18 protein-coding genes are annotated in these 25,146 nt (G+C 42.4%); all 18 read left to right on the plus strand.

Annotated features, from left to right (window positions below; translation table 11 throughout):
* Positions 1-55: 55 nt before the first annotated feature.
* The 18 genes from recG to AC0VZ9_RS09910 all read left to right on the plus strand — a co-directional run bounded on the left by recG (position 56) and on the right by AC0VZ9_RS09910 (position 25,138).
* A complete protein-coding gene (recG, locus tag AC0VZ9_RS09825) occupies positions 56-2,104 on the plus strand; it encodes an ATP-dependent DNA helicase RecG (RefSeq protein WP_217025453.1) in 2,049 nt (682 codons plus the stop codon).
* Positions 2,105-2,367: 263 nt separating this feature from the next.
* Complete coding sequence (gene fapR / locus AC0VZ9_RS09830) at positions 2,368-2,928, plus strand: transcription factor FapR (RefSeq protein WP_019381743.1); 561 nt, start codon at positions 2,368-2,370, stop codon at positions 2,926-2,928.
* A gap of 20 nt (positions 2,929-2,948) precedes the next feature.
* Positions 2,949-3,953 (plus strand): phosphate acyltransferase PlsX, encoded by a 1,005-nt coding sequence (gene plsX, locus AC0VZ9_RS09835; protein WP_019381744.1) that lies wholly within the window; start codon positions 2,949-2,951, stop codon positions 3,951-3,953.
* Between the two features lie 26 nt (positions 3,954-3,979).
* Positions 3,980-4,927: an ACP S-malonyltransferase gene (gene fabD / locus AC0VZ9_RS09840; RefSeq protein ID WP_019381745.1), complete on the plus strand. Its 948-nt coding sequence runs from the start codon at positions 3,980-3,982 to the stop codon at positions 4,925-4,927.
* Positions 4,924-5,667, plus strand: a complete 744-nt coding sequence (gene fabG / locus AC0VZ9_RS09845) for a 3-oxoacyl-[acyl-carrier-protein] reductase (protein ID WP_009330800.1) — start codon at positions 4,924-4,926, stop codon at positions 5,665-5,667. Before fabD ends, fabG begins: the two co-directional genes overlap by 4 nt.
* Positions 5,668-5,757: 90 nt before the next feature.
* Entirely contained in the window at positions 5,758-5,991 is a 234-nt protein-coding gene (locus AC0VZ9_RS09850) for an acyl carrier protein (RefSeq protein ID WP_009330799.1), read from the plus strand.
* 615 nt (positions 5,992-6,606) lie between these two features.
* Complete coding sequence (rnc, locus tag AC0VZ9_RS09855) at positions 6,607-7,347, plus strand: ribonuclease III (protein ID WP_475397306.1); 741 nt, start codon at positions 6,607-6,609, stop codon at positions 7,345-7,347.
* Positions 7,348-7,390: 43 nt separating this feature from the next.
* On the plus strand, positions 7,391-10,957 hold the full coding sequence (gene smc, locus AC0VZ9_RS09860; RefSeq protein ID WP_475397307.1) for a chromosome segregation protein SMC: 3,567 nt from the start codon (positions 7,391-7,393) through the stop codon (positions 10,955-10,957).
* 71 nt (positions 10,958-11,028) lie between these two features.
* Positions 11,029-12,033: a signal recognition particle-docking protein FtsY gene (gene ftsY / locus AC0VZ9_RS09865; RefSeq protein ID WP_009330796.1), complete on the plus strand. Its 1,005-nt coding sequence runs from the start codon at positions 11,029-11,031 to the stop codon at positions 12,031-12,033.
* A 293-nt stretch (positions 12,034-12,326) separates the two neighbouring features.
* The gene (locus tag AC0VZ9_RS09870; RefSeq protein ID WP_475397308.1) at positions 12,327-14,702 is read left to right on the plus strand and encodes a hypothetical protein; all 2,376 of its coding nucleotides are present in this window, start codon (positions 12,327-12,329) and stop codon (positions 14,700-14,702) included.
* Entirely contained in the window at positions 14,699-15,634 is a 936-nt protein-coding gene (locus tag AC0VZ9_RS09875; protein ID WP_009330794.1) for an ABC transporter ATP-binding protein, read from the plus strand. Before AC0VZ9_RS09870 ends, AC0VZ9_RS09875 begins: the two co-directional genes overlap by 4 nt.
* Positions 15,631-16,479 carry an ABC transporter permease gene (locus AC0VZ9_RS09880; protein ID WP_009330793.1) on the plus strand — a complete coding sequence of 283 codons (849 nt, stop codon included), beginning with the start codon at positions 15,631-15,633 and terminating at the stop codon, positions 16,477-16,479. The genes AC0VZ9_RS09875 and AC0VZ9_RS09880 overlap by 4 nt, the downstream gene beginning before the upstream one ends.
* Positions 16,480-16,511: 32 nt before the next feature.
* Positions 16,512-18,122 (plus strand): zinc ribbon domain-containing protein, encoded by a 1,611-nt coding sequence (locus tag AC0VZ9_RS09885; protein ID WP_475397309.1) that lies wholly within the window; start codon positions 16,512-16,514, stop codon positions 18,120-18,122.
* A gap of 5 nt (positions 18,123-18,127) precedes the next feature.
* A complete protein-coding gene (locus AC0VZ9_RS09890; RefSeq protein WP_071156622.1) occupies positions 18,128-19,132 on the plus strand; it encodes an AAA family ATPase in 1,005 nt (334 codons plus the stop codon).
* Positions 19,132-19,998: a DUF58 domain-containing protein gene (locus AC0VZ9_RS09895; protein WP_251175167.1), complete on the plus strand. Its 867-nt coding sequence runs from the start codon at positions 19,132-19,134 to the stop codon at positions 19,996-19,998. Before AC0VZ9_RS09890 ends, AC0VZ9_RS09895 begins: the two co-directional genes overlap by 1 nt.
* 7 nt (positions 19,999-20,005) lie before the next feature.
* On the plus strand, positions 20,006-21,778 hold the full coding sequence (locus AC0VZ9_RS09900) for a vWA domain-containing protein (protein ID WP_217025445.1): 1,773 nt from the start codon (positions 20,006-20,008) through the stop codon (positions 21,776-21,778).
* Positions 21,762-24,542 carry a VWA domain-containing protein gene (locus tag AC0VZ9_RS09905; RefSeq protein WP_251175169.1) on the plus strand — a complete coding sequence of 927 codons (2,781 nt, stop codon included), beginning with the start codon at positions 21,762-21,764 and terminating at the stop codon, positions 24,540-24,542. The genes AC0VZ9_RS09900 and AC0VZ9_RS09905 overlap by 17 nt, the downstream gene beginning before the upstream one ends.
* 263 nt (positions 24,543-24,805) lie before the next feature.
* The gene (locus AC0VZ9_RS09910; RefSeq protein ID WP_009330786.1) at positions 24,806-25,138 is read left to right on the plus strand and encodes a putative DNA-binding protein; all 333 of its coding nucleotides are present in this window, start codon (positions 24,806-24,808) and stop codon (positions 25,136-25,138) included.
* Positions 25,139-25,146 lie beyond the last annotated feature (8 nt).

Raw genomic sequence — 25,146 nt, forward strand, 5'->3', positions numbered from 1 at the left:
AGGGAGGGGTGGCGGACTGCCTTGAGAAAATATATTTGGCAGCCGTTCAATAAACGTGAATCCAAATTATAATCAGTCTGTTACAGCTGTTAAAGGCATCGGGGAGGAAACAGCAGTATCACTTGCTGAAATGAACATAAACACTGTAAAAGATTTGCTTGAATATTTCCCATATAGATATGAGGATTACAGGCTCAAGGATCTGGAAGAGATTAAGCATGATGAAAGAGTAACTGTGGAAGGAAAGATCCACAGTGAACCTTCACTCGCCTATTATGGAAGGAAACGGTCCAGGCTGACTGTGAGAGTTCTTGTAGGCAGATATCTGATACAAGTGGTCATGTTTAATCAGCCATATTTAAAGAATAAAATTACATTGAACGAAACTGTGACAGTGACAGGCAAATGGGACCAGCACCGCCAGATCATAACAGCCAATGAATTAAAAATAGGGAGTGCCTCCAGTAACAAGGATTTTGAGCCTGTTTACGCTGTGAAAGGAAATATCACTGTCAAGGGAATCAGACGTTTTATAAAACTGGCTTTTTCACAGTATGGAAATGAGATATCAGAAACTTTGCCTGAAAAATATCTTTTGCAATATAGGCTTTTGGATAGGCGAGATGCTATGAGATCGCTCCATTTTCCTGCCAATGATCAGGAACTTAAACAGGGAAGACGGCGATTTGTTTATGAAGAATTCTTCTATTTTCAATTAAAAATGCAGGCACTAAGAAAGATTGAAAGAGAGCAGTCTAAAGGGATTGCGCAAGCTTATGATCTTTCGAGGCTGATGGAGTTTATAGACTCTCTGCCATTTGCCTTAACCAATGCCCAGAAAAGGGTGGTTAATGAGATTCTGACTGACATGAAATCGCCTTATCGGATGAACAGGCTATTACAGGGGGATGTTGGTTCCGGCAAAACGGCTGTTGCGGCGATCGCCCTATTTGCCAGCAGGACAGCAGATTTCCAGGGAGCTTTAATGGTGCCGACCGAAATCCTTGCAGAGCAGCATGCGGAATCTTTAAAAACGATGCTTGAGCCATTTGGCCTGCGATGTGAACTCCTGACAAGCTCCGTCAAAGGAAAGCGCAGAAGAGAAATTCTTCAGCATTTAAAGGATGGAGAAATTGATGTTCTTATAGGCACACATGCACTTATCCAGGAAGAAGTGGAATTTAATAAACTGGGGCTTGTTATTACTGATGAACAGCATAGATTTGGTGTCGGGCAGCGGCGCATCCTCAGGGAAAAAGGCGAGAGTCCGGATGTTCTGTTTATGACTGCCACGCCAATCCCGAGAACATTGGCCATTACTGTTTTTGGGGAAATGGATGTTTCCATCATAGATGAAATGCCGGCAGGGCGAAAAGCGATTGAAACTTATTGGGCAAAACCTGAAATGCTTGATAGAGTACTTGGTTTTATGGAAAAGGAGCTTTCAGCAGGCCAGCAAGTATATGTGATATGTCCCCTAATTGAGGAGTCGGACAAGCTGGATGTTCAAAATGCTATAGATGTCCATGCAACATTGATGCATCATTTTCATGGCCGCTATGATGTGGGCCTCATGCATGGCAGGCTTCACCCAGATGAAAAAGAAAATGTAATGAAGGCTTTTAGCCGAAATGAAACTCAAATTCTTGTTTCTACTACAGTTGTCGAGGTGGGTGTAAATGTCCCAAATGCAACGATGATGGTGATCTATGATGCTGAGCGCTTTGGACTTGCACAGCTGCACCAATTAAGGGGCAGGGTAGGGAGAGGAGATAAACAATCTTATTGTGTTCTTTTAGCAGACCCCAAATCGGAAGTTGGAAAAGAACGAATGAAAATCATGACGGAAACCAATGACGGATTTGCACTAAGTGAAAAGGACCTTGAGCTGAGGGGACCTGGGGACTTTTTCGGAAAAAAACAAAGCGGGCTCCCGGAATTTAAAGTCGCCGATATGGTCCATGATTACCGCGCTCTCGAAACCGCCAGAAACGATGCAGCTTCTCTTGTTGAATCCCATGAATTCTGGCATTCAGATGAGTACCTGCCTTTGAGAAATTATTTAAAGGAAACAGGAGTGCTGGAAGGGGAAAAACTGGACTAAAGGATCGAATGTCACACGCTGAGCTGATTGGAGTGGAGGGAGCTTGATCTTCGAAAAATGTTCTCGCATTTCCTTCGTGCGGTGCTGGCTGAGGAGGCTCCTGTTCCTCCCAGCGGAAATCAACGGACAGAATATGTAAGCTAAACAAATATTCAATCACACTTAAAGCAGATTGCAGAAAAGTTCTTCCTTGCAATCTGCTTTTTTTGATTATATACTACTATTAGTACCTAGTCTTAATATCTCGGACGGTGGGATTTTTAATGAAAAGAAATAAAAAAGAACGCCAGCATTTATTAACGGACACAATAAAAGAAAATCCATTTGTCACGGACGAGGAACTTGCAGAAAAGTTCACTGTCAGCGTCCAGACAATAAGGCTCGACCGCCTGGAATTATCTATTCCGGAATTGCGGGAAAGAATCAAGCATGTTGCTGAAAAAACTTTCGAGGATGAAGTCCGATCTTTACCCATAGAAGAAATAATCGGTGAAATAATAGATATAGAATTGGATAAAACGGCAATTTCCATTTTCGATGTAAAAAATGAACATGTATTCAAGCGGAATGGAATAGCCCGGGGGCATCACTTGTTTGCACAGGCCAACTCACTGGCAGTTGCTGTAATAAATGATGAACTGGCATTGACAGCGAAAGCCAATATTCAATTCACAAGGCCAGTGCGATTAAATGAACGTGTTATAGCTAAAGCCAAGGTCCTTACAATTGATGTTGACAGCGGGAGGACGATTGTTGAAGTCAATAGCTTTGTGAATAACGAACAGGTATTTAAGGGCGAATTCGACATGTTCAGAAAAAAATAATCACTAAAGGATGAAGCATCATGAAAATTTCCATAGACGCAATGGGAGGCGACAATGCCCCGAAGGAAATTGTCCTTGGCGCAATGAAAGCTGCCGCAGAGTTTAAGGATATACACATTACTCTTGTTGGCGATGAGTCAAAAATAAAGGAATACCTTACTTCAAACGAGCGGATTGAGATCTTACATACAGATGAAGTCATCTTGCCGGATGATGAACCAGTGAGGGCTGTGCGCAGAAAGAAAAATGCATCAATGGTGCTTGCAGCGCAGCTTGTCTCAGACGGTAAAGCGGATGCATGCATTTCTGCAGGAAACACGGGTGCTCTTATGGCAGCAGGCCTTTTTGTGGTAGGAAGGATTGATGGCATTGAACGCCCGGCATTATCACCTACGCTTCCAACGATAGGCGGGGAAGGGTTCCTTTTGCTGGATGTAGGGGCGAATGTTGACGCGAAACCTGAGCATCTTCTTCAATATGCGATCATGGGATCGATATATACAGAAAAAGTCCGGGGTGTTTCCAATCCTAGAGTGGGCCTTCTAAATATAGGAACTGAAGAGAAAAAAGGCAATGAACTGGCGAAAAATACATTTGACCTGCTGAAGAATGCTGATATCAATTTTATCGGTAATGTGGAAGCACGCGATTTGCTTGAGGGAGCTGCAGATGTTGTAGTGACAGATGGCTTTACCGGAAATATGGTCCTAAAGACAATTGAGGGTACTGCTCTTTCTGTGTTTAAAATGCTAAAAACAGCTCTGACCAGCAGCTTTAAAACGAAATTGGCAGCAGCTGCCTTAAAGCCTGATTTATACCAGCTTAAATCTAAGATGGATTATTCGGAATACGGCGGTGCTGGATTATTCGGATTAAAGGCGCCTGTTATTAAGGCTCATGGTTCCTCAGATGCGACTGCTTTATTCAGTGCAGTCAGACAGACCAGGGTTATGGTAGAAAACCATGTCGCTCAAACGATTAAGGAAGCTGTTGAAAAAGAAGCAGAAAAAACAGCCGTTAAATAAACTTATTTTATTTGGGGGGAATCACGATGGGTAAAATCGCCTTTTTATTTCCTGGGCAGGGATCACAGGCTGCGGGAATGGGAAAAGCATTAGCCGAACAGGATGAGAAAGTAAAATCATTTTTCGAGAGTGCTGATCAAAAACTTGGCTTTTCACTATCACAACTTATTTTTGAAGGGCCTCAGGAAAAATTGACGTTAACAACAAATGCACAGCCGGCATTGTTGACTACTAGCATTGCCATACTCGATTATTTTAAAAGATCTGGCGTAGCACCTGATTTTGTGGCTGGCCACAGCCTTGGAGAGTATACTGCACTCGTTGCAGCGGAAGCACTATCCTTTGAGGACGGTGTTTATGCTGTCCGTAAAAGAGGAGAGTTCATGGAAGAAGCAGTTCCTAACGGTGAGGGAACAATGGCAGCGGTACTGGGACTGGACAGGGACAAGCTTACTGCTGTCACAGAAGAGGTTACTGCAGGCGGCAATCCGGTTCAGCTCGCAAATTTGAACTGTCCTGGACAGATTGTTATTTCAGGTTCAAGGGCAGGTGTTGAACAAGCTTCTGCAAAGGCTAAAGAAGAAGGTGCCAAGCGAGTGCTTCCACTGGAGGTAAGCGGTCCTTTCCATTCTGAATTAATGAAGCCTGCTGCGGAGAAGTTCAGGCAAGTCCTGGACGATATTGAGATCAAAGATGCAGTTGTTCCTGTCATTGCAAATGTAAAAGCTTCTGAAATGACTTCTGCTGCAGAAATAAACAGCAGATTAATTGAACAGCTGTATTCACCTGTACTCTGGGAGGATTCAATCCGCAGGATGATAGAGCTAGGAGTAGATACATTTATTGAAATTGGACCAGGGAAAGTACTGTCAGGCTTAGTGAAAAAGGTAGATCGTTCCCTTAAAACGTATGCCGTTTCCGATGCTGAATCCTGCCAGGCAGTTACAGAATCCTTAAAGGAGGAATTGAGATGAAGCTAGAGGGAAAAGCCGCATTAGTAACGGGAGCTTCCCGCGGAATCGGAAGAGAAATTGCTTTGGGTCTTGCTAAGCAAGGTGCAGATATCGCGGTTAACTATTCCGGAAGTGAGGCAAGGGCGAACGAAGTCGTTGATGAAATAAAAGCATTAGGCAGAAATGCTTTTGCTATCCAATGCGATGTGTCAAATAGTGATTCCGTGGCAAGCATGGTTAAAGAAACAGTAGAAAAGTTTGGCAAGCTTGATATTTTGGTTAATAATGCTGGAATTACGAGGGACAACCTGCTTATGAGAATGAAGGAAGACGAATGGGATGATGTTATTAACATTAACCTGAAAGGTGTATTCCTTTGTACAAAAGCTGTTACAAGGCAGATGATGAAACAGCGCAGCGGCCGCATTATCAATATTTCATCCATCGTTGGTGTCAGCGGCAATCCTGGCCAGGCTAATTATGTCGCTGCCAAATCAGGTGTTATTGGCCTGACAAAGACCTCTGCAAAGGAACTTGCAACAAGAGGCATAACGGTCAATGCTATTGCACCAGGCTTTATCACAACTGATATGACTGATAAGCTGAACGAGGATGTAAAAGAGCAGATGCTTAAGCAAATTCCTTTGGCGCGTTTTGGCGACCCTGCAGATATTGCGAATGTGGCAGTATTTCTTGCTTCAGAGGACAGCCGCTATATGACAGGACAAACCCTTCATGTTGATGGCGGTATGGTCATGTAGTTTGTAACAGGCTTGTAATGCAAAATTTTTTATAAAACCTTTCAATAAAGGCTAAAAATAATCTATAATACTTGAGGGGAGGTGACAAGCATGGCAGAAGTATTAGAACGTGTAACAAAGATCATCGTGGACCGTCTTGGTGTAGAAGAGTCTGAAGTGAAATTGGAAGCTTCTTTCAAAGATGATCTGGGTGCTGATTCCCTTGACGTAGTAGAATTAGTAATGGAATTAGAAGACGAGTTCGACATGGAAATTTCTGACGATGATGCTGAAAAAATCGCAACAGTCGGTGACGCTGTAAATTACATAAAAGCTAGCCAATAATCGTTAGTTGGACCACTCTGCAGTGAGGGTATACCCCTCGCTGCAGCAATTTTTTATCAGCAGATGTTTACTGTCCGGTGTTACCTGTGGCATAGAGGACAGCATGGATAAAGCTGTCGCACGGCAGCAGGTGGCTGTGGACAGTAAATATGTTAGGCAAAAGCTCCGTTGAATAACGGGGCTTTCTTCTGTGAAGATGGCTGTATCCGAATGAAACTTAAAAGTGTTTTGTAAATAGAAATTTTTTTGCGTTTTTGATTTTTATTACGTAAACTTAGAAAAGACCATTTAAGCTTTATATGAATTTCAGTTTACTTAATTTTTGCGGGTTTTGAGCAGTTATCTATATTTACATTGAGCGATTGGAGCGGAAGATGCGAGATCTCCGAAAAGGCTACCGCATTTTCTTCGTGCGCAGTTGTTCGAGGAAGCTTTCCTGCGGGAGCAGCATACCAAGGGAGACCCGCAGACGCAGAGCGTCGAGGAGTCCAGGCAGCCCACACGGAAGCTTGAGTACATGCAGCGGCAATCAACAGGCTTAGTTAAAACTAGAACATCATTTTGAGATGTCCCTAATAATAAAAAGAATATTAATATTAGCAAGGTGGATGCATTATGCGCAGCAATAAGGATAAGGAAAGAAAATCATTTCGCGCAATCGAAAAACAATTTAAAGAATTCCAGACGGAAATCGGAATCCAATTTGAAAATGAAAAATTATTAAAGCAAGCTTTTACCCATTCATCTTATGTGAATGAGCATCGGAGAAAGCCCTATGAAGACAATGAAAGACTGGAATTTTTGGGTGACGCTGTACTTGAACTGACTGTTTCGAAGTTCCTTTACCTAAAATATCCCATGATGAGCGAGGGGGAATTAACTAAGCTGAGGGCAGCGGTTGTTTGCGAACCATCCCTGGTCTCATTTGCCCATGCATTGTCCTTCGGCAGCCTGGTAATGCTTGGAAAAGGGGAGGAAATGACAGGAGGAAGAACCCGTCCGGCCCTGCTTGCAGACGTATTTGAAGCCTTTATAGGTGCACTATACCTGGATAAAGGATTAGATACGGTTGTCGGTTTTTTGGAGAAAGTTGTTTTTCCGAAGATTGATTCAGGTGCTTTTTCGCATGTGATGGATTTCAAGAGCCAGCTGCAGGAACTTGTGCAGCGGGATGGTGCAGGTACAATTGAATATAAAATCCTTCAGGAAAAAGGGCCTGCCCACAATCGAGAATTTGTTTCCACTGTTTCCCTAAATGGCAGGGAGCTTGGGACAGGCACCGGCCGATCAAAGAAAGAAGCGGAACAGCATGCAGCCCAAATGGCCCTTGAAGTATTGAAGAATCATATCAAGTGACATCGAAGAATAGAAACTTGGAGGAGACAGAGGGGGAGCAAGGTTGTTTTTAAAAAGGCTTGATGTTATTGGTTTTAAGTCATTTGCTGAGCGGATCACGGTTGATTTTGTTCCAGGCGTTACGGCAGTTGTAGGTCCAAATGGAAGCGGAAAAAGCAATATAACAGATGCCATACGCTGGGTATTGGGGGAACAATCAGCTAAGTCCCTTCGCGGCGCGAAAATGGAGGATGTCATTTTTGCTGGCAGTGATTCCCGGAGAGCGCAGAATTTTGCTGAGGTTACACTGACCCTTGATAACGGCGATCAGGGTCTGCCGATTGAATACAGTGAAGTCAGTGTTACAAGAAGGGTTTACCGATCTGGAGACAGTGAATACCTAATCAATAAGCAAACATGCAGATTAAAAGATATCGTAGATTTATTTATGGATTCAGGCCTTGGCAGGGAAGCTTTTTCAATAATAAGCCAGGGCAGGGTAGAGGAAATTCTAAACAGCAAAGCTGAAGAACGCCGGACGATATTCGAAGAAGCGGCTGGTGTGCTTAAATATAAGACAAGAAAGAAAAAAGCGGAAGGCAAACTTTCTGAAACCCAGGATAATTTAAACAGGGTGAATGATATTCTTCATGAACTTGAAAGCCAGGTAGAGCCTTTGAAAATTCAGGCTTCGATTGCAAAAGATTATCTGCAGCAGAAGGAAGAGCTTGAGAAAATTGAAGTTGCCCTTACAGTCTATGAGATAGAAGACCTGCATTCAAAATGGGAGCAGCTTTCACGTCAGCTTGAACGGCATACAGAAGATGAAATGAAGCTATCGGCAGTTATTCAGAACAAAGAAGCCAAAATGGAAGAGTTAAAGGATCATATTGCTGCAATCGATGAATCAGTAAATGATTTACAGGACGTACTCCTTCATGCCAGTGAAGAGCTTGAAAAACTGGAAGGCAGAAAAGAAGTCCTAAAAGAGCGAAAGAAAAATGCCAGCCAGAATAAAGACCAGCTTCATCGAAACATGGAGGAACTTTCTTCGAAGATAACTGAATTAAAAGAGCAAGAAGAAAAGCAGTCGGCTCTCAAAGGAAAAATAAAGGAAGAAGCAGTTAAACTTCAGAAAGCATTAAAGGAAAAGCAGGAACAGCTCAAACTCTTCAGTGAAAATACGGAAGAGAAAATTGAATCGCTGAAAAGTGATTATATTGAAGTGCTGAATAGCCAGGCGGCTTCAAGAAACGAACTGCAGAATATTGATCAGCAGCTCAGCCAGCAGGGTCAGCGCAGTTCTAAGCTTGAGATGGATAACGAAAAGTATATTGCCGACCGCAAGAAAAATGAAGAGAAAAAGCAAAAGATACAATCAGAACTTGAAAGCCTGCAAAAAGAAATAGAGAGTCAGGTACATGTTTTTCGAACGGAAGACCGCAAGCTTGAATCATTAAAGAATAATTATCAAAAGCAGGAAAAAACATTGTATCAGGCTTATCAGTATTTGCAGCAGGCAAAATCCAGGCAGGAAATGCTTGAAGAAATGGAAGAAGACTTTTCGGGCTTTTTCCAAGGTGTAAAGGAAATATTGAAAGCAAGGGGCAGCAAGCTGCAGGGAATTGAAGGAGCCGTAGCGGAATTAATTCAGGTGCCAAAAGAGTACGAAACGGCGATTGAAACTGCTCTTGGCGGTGCCATGCAGCATATCATCGTACAAAATGAGCAGGATGGGAGAAGTGCCATCCAATTCCTGAAAAAGAATTCATACGGAAGAGCAACTTTCCTGCCGTTAAGCGTAGTGAAGGGGAAAAGGCTTAATGCCGGGCAACTGCAATCGGTTCAAGGCCATCCCGCCTTTATTGGTGAAGCTGCTACGCTGATCCGGTTTGAAGGAAGGCATCAGTCTGCTATTGAAAACCTGCTTGGCAATGTTGTTATTGCACGTGACCTTAAAGGAGCCAATGAACTGGCGAAGCTTCTTCAATACCGTGTGAGACTCGTTACTATTGATGGAGATGTGGTTAATCCCGGCGGGTCCATGACGGGAGGAGCCCTGAAACAGAAAAGCACTTCCATTCTTTCACGCAAAGGTGAACTTGAAGAGCTGAAATCACGAATTTTGGACATGGAATCCAAAACAGCTAACCTCGAAAAACAAGTGAAACTGCAAAAAGGCGAAATTCAAAAACAGGAAACACGCATTGAACAGCTTAGAAAAACAGGTGAAGAGCTTCGTTTGATGGAACAGAGGGTAAAAGGAGAGCTTCTAGAAGTAGAGTTTGAGGAGAAAAGCATTAATGAGCGCTTATCTCTTTATGATATGGACAAAGCACAGTTTTCGGAAGATAGAGAAAGACTGCTGACCAGAAAGAGTGAGCTTGCAGATCTATTGGAGCAGCAGCAAAAACAAATAGCTGATCTTGATAATGTGATTAAAGCATTAACAGAAAGAAAAAACACCCAGCAGACTTCAAAGGAAACTCTTGTATCTGAAATAAATGAGCTGAAAATCAGCTTCGCTTCCAAAAGTGAACAGCTGAATCATGCTGAGGACAAACTAGCCGCACTAATTTCTGAGCTTGCTGCTAACAGGGATAAGCTGAAAACAGTAAAAGAGGATTTAGAACTGCTATCATCTGAAATGACGAATAGCTCTTCAGGTGAGCAGCATCTGGAAGAGGCAGCACAGCAAAAATTAAAGGAAAAGAATGAAACGCTTGAGTTGATTGCTTCAAGAAGGGATGAGCGCTTAAAGCTCCAAACATCTTTAGAGGACTTGGAACTTGAGGCAAAAGAATTAAAACGCCAGCATAAAGGGCTGGTAGAAGTTTTGAAAGATGAGGAAGTTAAGCAGAACCGGCTTGATGTTGAGCTGGAAAATAAGCTGAATCATTTAAGGGAAGAATATCTGCTTTCTTTTGAAGGAGCTAAAGAGGAATATCCGCTGGAGATTGAGATTGATGAAGCACGAAAAAAAGTAAAACTCATAAAGCTGGCAATCGAAGAGCTTGGGGCTGTGAACCTCGGGGCAATCGAAGAATATGACAGAGTATCTGAACGATATGAATTCCTGCTTGAACAAAAAACAGACCTTCAGGAAGCAAAAGATACGTTATTCCAGGTTATCGATGAAATGGATGTTGAAATGAAAAGGCGATTTGAAGAAACCTTCGAAGGGATCCGTTTCCATTTTGAGTCGGTTTTCCAATCTTTATTCGGCGGCGGCAGAGCCGATTTACGCTTGACCCAGCCTGATGATTTATTGAATACAGGTGTGGAAATTGTCGCACAGCCTCCAGGCAAGAAACTGCAGAACCTCGGATTATTATCTGGAGGAGAAAGGGCACTTACAGCAATTGCATTGCTGTTTTCCATTTTGAAAGTACGTCCTGTTCCATTCTGTATCCTTGATGAAGTAGAGGCAGCCTTGGATGAAGCAAACGTGCAAAGGTTCAGCCAATACTTAAAGAGATACAGCGACGTCACCCAGTTCATCGTTATTACCCACAGAAAAGGAACAATGGAAGAAGCGGATGTCCTTTACGGTGTAACCATGCAGGAATCCGGTGTTTCCAAACTGGTATCTGTACGTCTGGAAGAAACCAGGGAACTAATTACTCAATAGCAGCTTTAATGCGGGACAGTTTACAACCTGTTCCGCACTAATACATATTGCTTTTATAAGGAAGTGAAAACATGAGTTTCTTTAAAAAACTAAAAGAAAAAATTACTAAGCAGACAGATAGTGTTACTGAAAAGTTTAAAGACGGATTAACCAAAACGCGCGATAATTTTTCAAATAAGGTAAATGACCTTGTATCCAGGTACCGTAAAGTGGATGAGGAATTTTTTGAGGAACTGGAAGAAATCTTAATTGGGGCGGATGTTGGATTCGATACTGTCATGGAATTGGTCGAAGAGCTGAGAAGGGAAGTAAAACGCAAGAATATTCAGGATCCTCGCGATGTGCAGGCTGTCATCTCAGAAAAGCTTGTAGAAATTTATGACAGTGCAGGCGAAACCTCCACAGAATTAAATATTCAATCTGAGGGACTAACTGTTATCCTATTTGTTGGTGTTAACGGAGTCGGTAAAACGACCACGATCGGAAAACTTGCCCATAAGTTCAAAAATGAAGGAAAAAATGTCCTGCTTGCAGCAGGAGATACCTTCCGTGCAGGAGCGATTGAACAGCTTGAGGTGTGGGGAGAACGTGTCGGCGTTGATGTCATTAAGCAGGGAGCTGGCTCTGACCCTGCAGCTGTCATGTATGATGCCGTTCAATCTGCCAAGTCCCGCAAAGCTGATATTTTAATCTGTGACACTGCGGGACGCCTGCAGAATAAAGTCAATCTGATGAAAGAATTAGAGAAAGTAAAGCGTGTAATAGAAAGGGAAGTACCGGGGGCCCCGCATGAAGTATTGCTAGTACTTGATGCTACAACTGGACAAAATGCCATGATTCAGGCTAAGACCTTCAAGGAAGCTACTGATGTTTCTGGTATTGTTCTTACAAAACTGGATGGAACTGCAAAGGGCGGCATCGTTCTTGCAATCAGAAATGAACTTGAAATCCCGGTGAAATTTGTAGGTTTAGGTGAAAAAATGGATGACCTGCAGGAATTCAATGCAGAACAGTATGTCTATGGACTCTTTGCCGACATAGTCGAAAGAGAAGCAGAAGAAGAAGAGGAAGAATAAAATTGTTACACAGCCGGAGAGCGAGTTCTCCGGCTGTTTTTTTTACGAAATTTACAATATAAAAAATAGTTTGAAATTTATATTTTTTAGTGTAAAATTACACTGTGTTAATAAATGTCTTTCAAGTTTGGTCTGACAAACAAATTAAATAAATATCCGCAGGAACTTTTTGTCAGCCGGCAGCGTCTATACTAAGGAAGAAGTCATCAGGCTGGCAATAATTTATATTTTTAAAGACTGCCTAAAAAAAAACATAAGGCAGATACTTAAGATTTTTAATGGGGGAGATTGGGTTGCACGGAAAATTAAAAGTGTTCATCATGGCTTTATTCTGTTTTGTATTAATGTTTCATCCATTCCAAACAGCAGAAGCTGCCAGCACAGACATCAAAGTTTCTATAGATGAGGGCTTTGGCGGAAAAGTGAAAAGAGGAGAGGGGTTTCCTCTGCGGATTAAGATGGAAAATACAGGAGTGGCTTTTAGCGGGGATTTGCTGATAAGTTACCATCCATCCTACAATACGAGCGGTGCGGTTACTGTAAAAGTAGAGCTTCCTGCCGGAACAGCTAAGGAATACCTGGTTTCCATCCCTGGCATGACAGAGGACCACCCTTCCATGTATCAGAACATTCCTTTACTGACTCTTTATGAAGGTGATTGGAAAGACGGAAAAAAGGTTAGTTTTAAAGGCGAAAATACATTAAAGCCGAAATTTATAGATACGGCAACTGAAGTAATTGGTGTTCTCAGTGAAAACTATGACCGTGTAAAAGAATTGAGGACGCTTCCTTCAAAATCGATGATTGAACTTAATAAGGAAGATTTGCCGGATGAAGCGACAGGATTGGAAACACTCGATTATTTGCTGATTGATGAATTCAAGATATCCCAGCTTAGTGACAAACAGCAACAAGCTATAAGGAACTGGGTGTACAACGGTGGAGCATTGATTGCCGGAGGAGGACCTGATGCAAGCGGTGCCTATGGAGAACTATATTCTTTGCTGCCAATGAAATCTGAAAACGAGGCCGCCGGTACAGTAAAATTCCTGCAGTCAGCAAAGAGCGAGGAGCCGGATTTTAAAGAACTCAACTTCTTTACTGGTCCCATTGAAGCGGGTGCAGAAGTTATCGCTGAAAGCGGGGATCTTCCAGCAGCAGTGAAAAAGGAGTATGGAAGCGGGACGATTCTGCAGACAGCTTTTTCACTGGGAGATGAGCCTTTATCTTCATGGCAGGGATACGACACATGGTTTGCAGACTTTATTAATCAGGCAACAGGTGCCGGCATTGGATCCAGCCCATATTCTCAGGATTACCTGGACCAGCTGTATTGGGAATTTGCAGAAGTGAATGAATTCTTTCCTGCATCCAATTTTTCAATCGGGCAGCTTATTGGCCTTTTTGCCGGTTATATTATTCTGATAGTGCCTGTTCTTTATTTTGTATTAAGAAAGCTTGATAAACGGGAGCATTCCTGGTGGATCATTCCTTCCATCGCCATATTAATGGGGACAGCTGTCTTTGGAATGGGAGCAAAAGATAGAATTTCTCAGCCGCAGCTGAACCAGATGGGGATCTATAAAGTGAATAACAATCTGCTTACCGGATATCAGGCATCAACCCTGCTTTCAAATAAAAGCGGTGAATATACCCTCTCAATGCCCAAAGGTGAATTTAATGCAGTGGTTTATTCAAACAATTCCAATACATCAGATCCCCTTAGAGGCGGAATCATGGCTGAAAAGGTAAAAAACAATGAGATTATTTTCCCTGAGGTAGAATATTGGTCATCCAAAACAATTTACGGAAAGGCCCAGACCGATATCAATGGGAAGTTTAAAGCGGACCTCACCCTTAAGGAAAAGAGATTAACTGGAACAATCAAAAACGAAAGTGAGTATGATTTTGAAGAATTATATATTTGGTCAGGCAATGAAGCAATCAAATTAGGGCCAATCAAGAAAGATGAGGCAATTAAAGTGGATAAAACCATAAAGCAGTCCCTGCTGAGCAGACCATATGGAGGAACTTTTAATGGGGCATATCCTGCCAATGGCCAAAATGATATAAATAGGTTAAGAAGAGAAAAGCTTGAATATGCCTCCACTACATTTCTGCTTGGGGATGTTGCTCAGCCAGTCCTTGCGGGGATTACAAAAGAATCAATTATTGATGTAGCCATGAGAGGGAAGAAGGAAAAACAGAATAACACAAATCTGATCCTTCAGCCATTTGAGGCCATAAATGAGTTCTCCGGATCCTTTACATTGAAGGATGGAATGATGGCAGCTGATTGGAATGTGATCCAGGGTCAGATTTATGAAAAAGGCATGGGCAGCACGAATGCAGAAATGATGCTTGAAGACGGAGAATATGAATATATTCTCAGCCTCCCGAAGCAGCTAAAAGAGAAAACATATAGATTAGAAGAAATTTCGGTAAGGATCAATAGCCAAAACGTACAGTATTCGATAAAAAACCATAAAACGGGTGAGTGGCTGCCGATTGAACCAGATCAAAGGAGCATAAAGCTGACAAGTAAAGATGACTTAACCCAGTACGTTTCGAAAGAAGGCCGTTTTATTATGAAGCTGAATAAATCAGCTCAGGGTGATCCTTTCGTTCAATTGCCGGCTGTTACGATCAAAGGGGAGGTGGCAAAATGATCGAAATTATGGATTTATCGAAAAGATACGGAAAATTTACAGCACTTGATTCTTTAAATTTAAATATAGAAAAAGGCAGTGTATTTGGTTTTGTCGGACAGAATGGTGCAGGAAAATCCACAACCTTCTCCATTTTGGCAACCTTACTTGCCCCCACTTCGGGCTCTGCGTACGTAAACGGGTATGATGTTCAAAAGGATTCAAAACTCGTGAGGAAGCAGATAGGCTATATGCCGGATTTCTTCGGGGTTTATGACCAGCTTAAGGCTGATGAATATCTGCACTTCTACGGTGCGAGTTACGGCATACCATTCGCAGAACGCGAGAAGCTGATACCGCAGCTTCTCGACCTAGTCAACTTGTCAAATAAAAGAGAGTCATATGTAGACCTATTATCAAGAGGCATGAAGCAGCGTCTCTGCCTGGCCAGGTGTCTTATCCATGATCCTGAAGTGCTGATTCTGGATGAACCTGCATCAGGACTTGACCCAAGAGCAAGGGTTGAAATGAGGGAAATATTAAAAGAATTGAAAAGCATGGGCAAAACAATTTTAATATCTTCACATATACTGCCTGAACTTGCAGAAATGTGCGATACCATCGGCATTATTGACCAGGGAAAACTGGTGGCTCAGGGGTCTGTTGCTGATATTCAGTCACAGCTGAGGGGAGAAAGGCTGATCATTGTAAAAGTTCATGGAAGTTCAGAAAAGGCCGTTTCTTTCTTTGAGGATGATCCTAATATATTTAAATTGGCTTTACTGGAAGACGGAGCATCTTTTCAGTTTATTTATAAAGGGACAGCTGAAGAACAAACAGAACTGCTGAAAAGAGCCATTTTAAATAATTTAGCGATCACCAGCTTTGCAGAAGCAGAAACGGATCTGGAAGATGTCTTTATGGAAATTACAAAGGGAGTTGAGCTGACATGAAGAATTTAGTCGTAAATCCTGTTCTGAATAAAGAGTTTAAGCTCCGCTTCCGCAGCTTTAAAAGCTACCTGGGGGTACTCTTTTACCTCTTGGCATTAGGGCTGATCATTGTTGGTTTTATCTTTATAGAATCATTGTCAAATAATATGCAGGGCTTTTTTAAACCTGATCAGAGCCGGACAATGTTTATGGTCCTATCTATATTGCAGCTTGGCTTAATTCTGTTTATTACTCCCGGTTTAACAGCTGGGGTTATCAGCAGTGAAAGAGAGAGGCAGACCTTAAATATCATGCTCACGACGACCCAAAGCTCTTCTAGCATTATTTTGAGCAAGCTGATTTCTTCCATTTCATATTTGATTTTGCTTATTGCGGCAAGTTTGCCTCTCTATAGCTTTGTGTTTTTATTTGGAGGTATTTCCCCAGGTCAGCTGCTTACGACAATGGGATTTTATTTATTTACCATCCTGGTTTATGGAAGTCTCGGGGTCTTATTTTCAACGCTCATTAGAAAAACAATTGTCTCGATGGTTACCACCTATGGGGTTACTTTATTTCTAGCTGGAGGAACCGCATTCCTGACTTTGATTTTTATGCAATTAACCAATGCATATGGCTATACAGGGACTCAGCCAACAAATCCTCTTGCATACTTCCCGGCTATGCTTAACCCGGTCATTATTCTAATGAGCACCTTTGAGCCGGAAATGACCAATGAAATTACTAGATCAACAGGCATTGAATTTCCTTTATGGATTTCATACTTAATTTCGTACACATTGATTTTCATTGGAGCTATTCTGCTGAGCATAAAAAAACTCCGTCCCAATATGAAAAAGGGCTAGTATTTATTCGGGCAAATCCCTGGGAGACGGGATTGCCCGTAAATTTTAATAAGGGAATGATATCGGTGGAAAACCGCAATCAATATCTTAGACTTTTAAAACCGGTAAAAAGACAGCTCCTATTTCAGCTGATCGTTAAGGAATTCCAGGTGTTCCTTTTATCGGCTGCTGTCTTGGCCTTTTTTCTTATGATGGCTGCAAGATTTTTTGTTATCCCATTTCTCCAAAACTATCTCCTGCTGATTTTATTTCTGTCTGCTATTTATGCAGCTTTTCGAATTTGGAAGAAGCGTCCTGACATGATCCAGACTGCATCATTGTATAACACGTTTGTAGCTGAAGACAGGGTCATTACAGCCCATTCTTTCCTTCACGATGATGGCATTCTTGCAAGATTGCAGCTGGCAGATGCAGTAAAGCATATGAAAAAGGTGCATCATCAGGTTTTAGGCAGGAAGAAAACTTTCATTCTTCCTAAACCTTTTCTAATGTTTTTGTCTTTCCTAGGTCTGGCAGTGCTTTTGTACATGATTCCCGGCGAGAAAATGGAATTGGCGCTAAAACAGGAAAAAGAAATCAAGATAATTGAAGAAGCTAAAGAGAAACTTGAGAAAAAAGCTGAGAAAGAAAAGAATCCTGAAGTGAAAAAAGCATTAGAAGAAGCAAAAGACAAGATTGCAGAAAAAAAGTCAGCTGAGGAAGCTTTGAAGGAATTAGAGAAACAAACAAAAAGCTTTGAGTTGAAAGCAATTAAAGAAAAAGAAAAATCAATAGCCCTGGATAATATTAAAAATAATCTTGATAAGAGCGGGTTAGAACAATTAAGCCGAATGCTGAAAGAAAAAGATCTGGCTTCCTTTAGGGAAGAGTTTTCAAAGCTTGATAAGCAGAGAAAGGAACTTAATGAATATCAAAGAAATGCCTTGAAAGAGCTTACTGGAAGTGATGCACAGTTGTCTGAAGAAGAGCTGACAAGTCTCCTGGATCAGCTCGAAAAGGCATTGCAATCAGAAGAGCTTTTAAAACAGCTGGCTGCAGCACAGGAAGCTCTGCAGAGTTCAGGGGTTTCTTTACAGCAGCAGATGGCTGCGAATGGAATGCCCTCGGGACAGCTAGCGTTTTCGCCGCCTGGCCAGCCTGGCAGTTCAGGAAACGCCTCCAATACGCCTCAGCAGGGGCAGCAGAATAATTCAAATCAGCAAAATAATCAAAATCAAGCTGGCAATAGCTCAAACAGCAGCAATGGCAGCGGAGCGGGTTCAGACAGCGGCTCAGGAAATGGAACCGGCTCAGGAAATGGTTCGGGATCTGGTACCGGGGCTGGCTCAGGGAATGGTTCAGGCAGCGGTCTTGGAGGAGGTGCCGGGCTCGGACAGGGGTCTAGGGAGCTGCTCACCATCCCATCTGGCATGGAAGGGAAGACGAATATTGAAAATGACAACGGCAGCCTTGGACAGGGGAATCCAGGACAACAGTTTGAAGGGGAAGGCCCTGTCTTAAAAGGGAATATCAGACCATACAGTGAAGTTTTTGGGAATTATGAAAAGGCATACAGGCAAAGTACGGACCGGTACAAGCTTCCGGCTGATTTAGAGGAAATCGTTAAAAGTTATTTTACTAGTATAGATCCTGACAAGGAGTGACTGCAATGTCGGTAACACAGGAAAAAGAACAGCAATTCGCACAAGCGGCAGATATCATTGCAAGAGTAAAAGATGAAATTCAATCATTTATAGTCGGCCAGGAAGAAGTGGTCGAACATGTACTATGGAGCATATTCTCAGGAGGGCATGTTTTGCTTGAAGGTTTGCCAGGGCTGGGTAAAACTATGCTCATTAAAACCATTGCTGAAGTACTTGATCTTAAATTTTCACGCATTCAATTCACCCCTGATATTATGCCTTCAGATATAACTGGAACCATGCTGCTTCAGCCTGATGAAGCTGGCAGGCAAACATTCAGTTTTCATAAAGGGCCCATTTTCGCCAACATCATTCTGGCAGATGAAATTAACAGGGCAACACCAAAAACACAAAGTGCCCTGCTCGAGGCAATGGGAGAAAAAACGGTCACGATTATGGGCGAAACCAAAAAGATGGAAAAGCCATTTTTTGTACTCGCAACTCAAAACCCGATTGATATGGAAGGGACTTATCCCTTGCCGGAAGCACAAACGGACCGGTTTTTATGCAAGGTGAATGTTGTGTATCCGACTAAAGAAGAATTAAAAGAAATTGCCAGGAGGACAACGGGGTCGCAAAAAATCCATTTAAATAAAGCTGCGGGATTGAAGGATGTCATTGCTCTTCAGGAGCTTTCGAGAGAAATTCTCCTATCAGATGAAATCCTGGATTATGCCGTTTGGATGGTCACTGCAACGCACCCGGATTCAGAGGGGGCACCAGAAACAGTGAAAAAGCACGTCCAATATGGGAGCGGTCCACGCGGCCTTCAGAGTCTGATAAGTATGGCAAAAGCAAGAGCCATGTGCTCCGGACGATTCCATGTATCAATAGGGGACATTAAAAACGTTGCCTATCCGGTTTTGCGGCATCGTCTTATTTTGAACTTTGAGGGAGAAGCAGCGGGTATTTCAGCGGATTCAATTATTGAAGTTTTGTTAAAAGAAACTTCCTGGGGAGCTAAGAGCTGATGAACAGCCATCAAGCTATTCTTGGAAAGCTTCAAAAACGAAAGATTGCTGCAAAGACAAGGAAAAGAGGATATCATTCAGGGTCCAGGAAATCCCATAAATTCGGATCTTCCATGGAATTCTCTGATTTCAGGGCCTATCAGCCTGGTGACGATATTCGGCAAATAGATTGGAATGTCTATGGCAGAACACAAAAACATTATATTAAACGCTTCCTGGATGAGCAGGAGCTTTCTATTGCAGTTTACCTGGATGCAACGTCTTCAATGACAAAAATCCAGCAGAAATGGGAATATGCCAAAGCGCTGGCATCAGCTTTAAGCTTTATGGTGCTTTCAAGTGAAGACCGGCTTTTCTTTTCACCAGTTTCTTCTGCAGGCGTACAGCCTATCAAAAGGAAAGGCTCTGTTTACAGCAGGCGAACGTTCATGGAAATCCAAAAAATTGAACCTGCAGCTCAGTCCACAAACTTTCTGGGCTGTCTGAAAGAAACTCTTTCTAAACATCAGCAACTTGCTGTAATAATAGCGGATGGCTTTGAGCCCCTTCAGGATTGGGAAAGCCTTTTTAGGAAGCTCAGGGGGTTAAAACAGGAGTTCTGGCTATTTCAGGTGCAGGCAGATGAAGAGCTTACTCCTGCATATTCTGGAGATATAAAGTTGATTGATAGTGAAATTGGGACTGCTGTAAATGTCAGCATGAGCCCTTCCATATTAGCTGAATATGAAAAGCGCCTAAAAGAACATAATGAACAGCTTGAGATTTTATGCAAACGGTATGGCGGCCAGTATATCTTTGCTCCGGAAACAAGAGATCTTCAGTCCGTTCTTTTCAGGGATCTGTATGCGAAGGGGCTGGTCAGGTGAGGACACAATGCAATTCTTAAATCCTATCTATTTTGTATTAGCCATTTTCATAGGGGCTGTTATCTTATTTTATTTCTTTCGGAAGCAGTACACTGAAAAGACCGTTTCATCCAATCTGCTCTGGGAGCAGGTGCTGAACGAATGGCAGGCTTCCCCTTGGCTGAAAAATCTTCAGCAGAATCTATTATTTTGGCTGCAATTATTGGCTCTGATCTTATTGATGCTGGCCCTTGTGCGCCCATTTTGGCTTGAAGATTCTTTAAAAGGAGAACATTTAATCATCATTATAGACCCATCCGCCTCTATGTCGGCTGAACACGGAGGAAAGAGCCGTTTTGAGATGGCAAAAGAGGAAATGCTTGACCTTGCCGGCAAACTTAATGGCCATCAGGTAACCCTAATTAAAGCAGGAGAGAAAAATGAGATCCTATTAAGCCGTGAAGATGATCCAAATGCCATTCGCAGAACCATTGATGGGCTGAAACTTACTTATGAACATGAAAATATGGATAAAGCCATTCTTTTGGCAGGTTCCTTATCTTCTGGAAAAGACACAGCTCTTCATATTTTTTCAGATTCGGCTGTAAAGAATGATTTAATGGAGGAACTGGCTGGCCTATACACTGTTGCACATAATATCGGAGAGGATGCAAGGAACGTCTCGCTGCAATCGTTTGGGACAGCTGCAGCTGGTGATGGTATCTCAGCCATTGCCGTGATAGAAAACCAGTCTTCCGAAAATATAGAAACAGGTTTTACCGTCCAATTTGAGGATGAAGTCTTGTTTGAACAAAATTTATCATTGAAAGCAAATGAACAAACAACCGTCCAAATTAAAAACCTGCCTGAAAAACCTTATTATGAGGCATCCGTTTCCATTAATGACGGCTACAGAGCAGATAATTTCGCAGCCTCTATTTACACAGACCCAAAACCAAAGGTATACACAATGGGGGATGTAAATCCGTTTGCGGTGAAGGGCTTTCAAACCATAGGAGCCGAATTGCTGCAGACTGATCCAGCTGCTCTCAAAGGTTTTGAAATGAAGGGTGTGGTTGTAGCAGAAGGAAGCACATTATCGGAACTTCCAGAGCTGCCAATGATCTTTTTTAACACAGGCAAGGAAAAAACAAAACTAAAAGAGGCAATTTCGGGGGATGAGGATCCTTTATTTGAATATGCAGACTTTGGGCGTGTGTATATCAGTTCCGCTTCCGCTGCATTGAAAGGAGAATGGGAGACTGTTTTGAAAAGTGGAGACATTCCTTTAATACAGAGGGGAATGCAGAATGGACAGCCAATTATTATTGTCAATTTCGATCTATCCGACACAGATTGGCCGCTCCTGCCAGGTTTTCCGATCTTTTTGTATAACTCTTACCAGTGGTTATCCCAGCAATCAGATTTCCTTGGATATTTCAGCGCCGGAGAAGAGAGATGGATAAATATTGGCAAAGGAAATGGAAGATGGGAGATTTTCAATAATAAAGACGAAAATCTCTACTCCCTTGATCTAAACAAAGAAAACTTTAAAGCTCCTGTGATTCCCGGAACTTACCAGGCGGTATCAGGAAATCAAATTTATTATTTTTCTGTCCTTCTGGATGAAAGGGAGAAAAATGCAGAAATAGCAGAATCTTTTACAGTGAATGACAAATCATCTGAAAAAAACAGCATGATCCAAAGGCCCAACGAAAGCCTCTGGTTCTGGCTGGCTTTAATTGCTTTTATACTGATTGCTATCGAATGGGAGGTATATCGCCGTGGGCATCGAGGTTAAATATCCCTTCCTGTTTCTGTTCCTGATTCCTGCTGTCATTATGGTTTTTTTGTTTATTCGAAATCACAGAGGAAAAGGCAACGAAAAATTTTGGATTGCCAGTCTAAGACTGGTCATTTTCTCATTGTTAATTTTTGCACTAACCGTCCCGCAGGTCCTCCTTCCGGTTAAGGGGCAGACCGTCGTATATCTTGCAGACCGCTCTGCAAGCATCGGTTCAAATGATGAAGCACTTGCCTGGATAGAAAACAGTGCCAGCAAAAGGAAAAGTGAGGATCAATTTGCGGTGGCGGCTTTTGGCAAAAATGTGGTGCTTGAACAGAATTTGGGCAGGAACCGTGAAGCTATTACCGAATTTAACGGGAAAGCAGATGATTCTCAATCGAATCTGGAAGCAGGCCTGCAATTTGCCGCTTCACTCATTCCGAGGGATTCTTCTGGCAGAATTGTCTTGATGACGGACGGAAATGAAACGGCAGGCAAAAGCCTGGAGGCTGCCTCAGTTTTAAAGAATCGAAATATCGAGATTGACCATGTGCCATTAAGAACAGCAGCAGGTGACGATGTATCAATTTCAGAATTAAAGATGCCTCCATCACTTTATTTAGGAGAAGAGGCTCCGATTACAATAGAAGTTACCAGCAATATTGCCAAAGAAGCTGATATCAGATTATCTGTAAATCATAAAGAGGTTTTAAAGGAAAGCGTTCAAGTGAATGAAGGGAAAAATGTATATACCTTTACTCACAAGGCAGATACTGCAGGGTTAACGGTATATAAGGCAGAGATAGCTGCTGACCAGGACACCTTCTCTGAAAACAATACACTGCACTCGGTTGTTAATGTTAAGGGAACTCCTAAGGTCCTGATCGTACAAGGGAAGGACGCGGGTGATATTGCGAATCTGTTAAAAGGTTCAGGCCTCGAGACAGACACGGTTCTCCCAGAGAAGCTTCCAACCGTTCTCTCAGGGTATTTGCAATATCAGTCGATTATTTTTAATAATGTTCCTGCAACAGTTATCTCAGAGCATCAAATGACGCTGATGGAGAAGGCAGTTAAGGAATTCGGCACTGGTTTTATTATGTTCGGCGGTGAAGAAAGCTTCGGGCTGGGGGGCTATTTTAAAACTCCGATTGAGAAATTGCTGCCGGTGGATATGGATATCAAGGGCAAGAAAGAAATGCCTTCCTTAGGCCTGGTATTAGTTATGGACCGCTCTGGAAGCATGGCCGGGAATAAAATTGAATTGGCAAAAGAAGCGGCTGTCCGATCAGTGGAACTGCTGCGTGAAGAAGATACACTCGGATTCATTGCATTTGATGACCGGCCATGGGAAATCCTTGAAACCGAGCCTCTCAAAGATAAAAAGAAGGCAATTGAAAAAATCAGATCTATAACTCCAGGCGGGGGGACAGAAATCTTTACTTCTCTGGAACAAGCCTACAGTGAGCTTGAAGAATTGCAGCTTCAGAGAAAGCATATTATTTTGCTGACAGATGGCCAATCTGCCACAAATGGAGACTATGAGCTTTTAATCGAAGACGGGAAAGAGAAAAATATCACTCTATCAACTGTTGCACTTGGTCAGGATGCTGATAGAGGGCTTCTTGAAGATCTTGCGGGAATGGGATCAGGGCGTTTTTATGATGTTACAGACTCTTCCGTCATTCCGAGCATTTTATCACGTGAAACCGTAATGGCTACGAGAACCTATATCGAAGACAATCCATTCTTTCCAAGTGTTCAGCCCTACCCGGACTGGTCCTCACTCTTTGAAAAAGGTGTTCCGGAAATGAATGCCTATATAGCTGCTACGGCCAAGCCGCGAGCACAGGTGCCGCTGTTAAGCGAAATAGAGGATCCTGTACTTGCTGAATGGCAATACGGAATGGGGCGGGCAGCTGCCTTTACATCCGACTCCTCGGGCAAATGGTCAGGAGATTGGGCCAGATGGGAAAAGTGGCCATCATTTATTAATCAGCTTGTCACCAAAACCCTGCCGCAATATGAAAGTGAACCATACAGGGTTGCTGTTGAGAATAAGGATGGCAATACAGTGCTCAGCCTGGAGTCTGCGGCAAGCAGATCTTTGCCAATTGAGGCATCCATCGTATCGGAAACGGGCGATCAGATAGAAGCCAATATTAGGCTTACTGCTCCAGGTAAATATGAGGCGGCAATGCCTGAAAGTGCAGGAATGTATTTTTTAAATATTAAACAGACAGATCAAAATGGGAATATACAGGTTCATCAGACTGGTTTTACTATTCCCTATTCAGAAGAGTATTTGCAAAAGGGTACAAATAAAGAGCATTTGGAGACACTCTCAAAAATGACTGGCGGCAAGGAGCTGGAAAGCGGAGAAGAAGCTTTCCGACCGCTCAAAAAACCAGCCAGCACCAAACAGCCAATCAGCGAATGGCTGCTTCTCGCTGCATTCCTGATCTTTTTTTCAGAAATCGCTTTAAGGCGCTTTGGCTTAACTGCTATCGCTGCGGGAATTTTGAAGAAAAACAGAAATAAAAAGGAAAAGCCAGAGGCTCCTATTAAAATTCAAAACCTTAAAGCTTCCAGGGAAAAAAAATCTCCTTCCGTGCAGATGCCTGATAAACTTCAAGGGGGAACTACTGTAAAAGAAACACCGGAAAAAACAAAAGAAAAGAAAAAAACAAACCGGCCAAAACCTCCAGCAGAATCCTCGCCGAAAGAAAGAGAAGAACGCATGAAAAGGCTGCTGGATGCAAAAAACAGGAAAAAGTAAGTGGGGATTTTTCAATAACGTATGCTGGATTTAGAAAAGTATTATAGATCGCTGAGCTGATTGCAGCGCACTTGACTCCTGCTCAGAGGCTCCCGTTCCTCCCCGCGGAAAGCCAAGTGCCCCGTGCTGAAATCAACGGGCTAAATTATAAAGTGAAAATAAAATGAATAATTAACCCTGTAAAGATATTTTCTTGACATGCTATGAACTTCTATGTAAACTTACTTTGTAAAGGCTTTTCACTTAACAAGGGGGAATAGGGAATGCTCGAAAAAACAACGAGGATGAACTACCTATATGATTTCTATCAATCGTTGTTAACTCCTAAGCAGAGAAGCTATATGTCCCTGTACTACCTGGATGATTTTTCGCTTGGAGAGATTGCCGAGGAATATGATGTTAGCCGGCAAGCGGTATATGACAACATTAAAAGAACAGAAGCAATGCTTGAAGAGTATGAAGAAAAGCTATTATTATTTCATAAATTTCAAGAGCGCAGCAAGCTGATTGCAGAAATAAAAGTGATGCTTCAGGAAGGCTCCCCTTCCCGAGAAGCATTGGAAGAAGCAGTGGCAGAGCTTGAGAAATTAGATTAGGAGGCGGC

This window comes from Cytobacillus sp. QJM3NY_8 (genome assembly GCF_056173585.1).